This is a genomic window from Mesorhizobium sp. M0088 (assembly GCF_040322895.1).
Lineage (GTDB): Bacteria > Pseudomonadota > Alphaproteobacteria > Rhizobiales > Rhizobiaceae > Mesorhizobium.
Genome location: NZ_JAMYUI010000061.1, coordinates 1 through 1,632, shown reverse-complemented (window position 1 = coordinate 1,632; position 1,632 = coordinate 1). Strand labels below are relative to the sequence as shown.

Sequence of the window (1,632 nt, the reverse complement as noted above, 5' to 3'; positions counted from 1 at the left end):
TAGCCCGGATATCTCACACAGTTGAAGTGCATCGGGGCTCCGAATCAAGGAAAATGCTTCTGCGACAAAGACTTACCTTGAGCAGAGGTCTTCCCCGATGCAAACAGAGTGTACACCGGAACGGTTTGATTTTGCACCTGTTGAAAGGCGCGCCGTCGTGGCCGGTTTTGACGGTGGAACGATCACTTCCGACGCCGGCGCGCTTCTGCTGGGGCTGACGGACCGGGCGATCGGGCTGGTCGGCCGCTTTGCCCGCTGCTTCGTGGATGCCCGCCGTCCGGCACTGATCGAGCATGAGGTGAAGACGCTGGTCGGTCAGCGCGTCTTCGCGCTCGCGCTTGGCTATGAAGACCTGAACGACCATGACGAATTGCGCCATGATCCGGTGCTGGCGGTGCTGGCCGGCAAGCTCACGGCGCGCCGTCACAAGAAATGCGCGGCCGTGGCCGGCAAGTCGACGCTCAACCGGCTGGAGCTGAGCCGGCCGCAGCCTTCGCGCTATCACAAGATCAGCCACGATCCGGCGGCGATCGAGGCGCTGTTCGTCGATTTGTTCATGGGTGCGCACGCCGCCCCGCCCGAAGAGATCGTGCTGGATCTGGATGCCACGGACGATCCCCTGCACGGCAACCAGGAGGGGCGGTTCTTCCACGGCTACTACGGCAACTACTGCTACCTGCCGCTCTACATCTTCTGCGGCGATCACCTTTTGTGCGCCAAGCTGCGGCCCGCCAACATCGACGCGGCCGCCGGTGCGGTTCAGGAGATCGAGCGCATCGTGCACCAGCTGCGTGAGCGTTGGCCCAAGGTCCGCATCGTGCTGCGCGCCGATTCCGGCTTCGCCCGTCAGGAGCTGATGGCCTGGTGCGAGGCCAACGCCGTCGACTACCTGTTCGGTCTGGCCCGCAATGTTCGGCTGGTCCGCCACATCGCGGCTGAACTGGAGGAGGCCAAGGCAGAAAGTGCCCTCACCAGCCGGCCCGCCCGCCGCTTCAAGGACTTCCTGTGGACCACGCGCAAGAGCTGGAGCTGCCGGCGCCGGGTCGTGGCCAAGGCCGAGTGGACGCAAGGCGAGGCCAATCCGCGCTTTGTCGTCACCTCGCTCGACGCCGAGGCTTGGCCGGCGCAATGCCTCTACGAGGACCTCTACTGCGCCCGCGGCGAGATGGAGAACCGCATCAAGGAATGCCAGCTCGACCTGTTCGCCGACCGCACCTCGACCGCCACCTTGCGCGCCAACCAGCTCAGGCTCTGGTTCGCCTCGATGGCCTATGTGCTGATCTGCGCGCTGCGCCGCATCGGCCTGGTGGATACACGGCTCGCCAGGGCAAGCTGCGCCACCATCCGTCTCAAGCTGTTCAAGATCGGCGCCCTAGTCAGCGTCTCGGTGCGTCGCATCAAGCTGGCCATGAACTCAGCCTGCCCCTTCCAGCGCGAATGGGCCCTGACCTATGCCCGGCTCTCGGCAGCCGCCGCCTGAACGGCCCGATCCACCCCTCCCGTCAACAGCAAGGAAACAGCGCCGAACCACACCAACCGCTCCAAGCGGCGGACATCCCTTGCCCGCAGCTCAAGCGCCGGCAAAATCGCTGCCGCCAGCCTCGCGCCGAAAGACTGTGTGAGATATCCGGG

General features: G+C 65.0%; 1 protein-coding gene. It reads left to right on the top strand.

The window, feature by feature from the left end:
• Nucleotides 1-97: 97 nt before the first annotated feature.
• Nucleotides 98-1,480, top strand: coding sequence for an IS1380 family transposase (locus NKJ67_RS35030; protein ID WP_352585882.1), 1,383 nt, complete (start codon nucleotides 98-100; stop codon nucleotides 1,478-1,480).
• The last annotated feature ends 152 nt before the right edge of the window (nucleotides 1,481-1,632 follow it).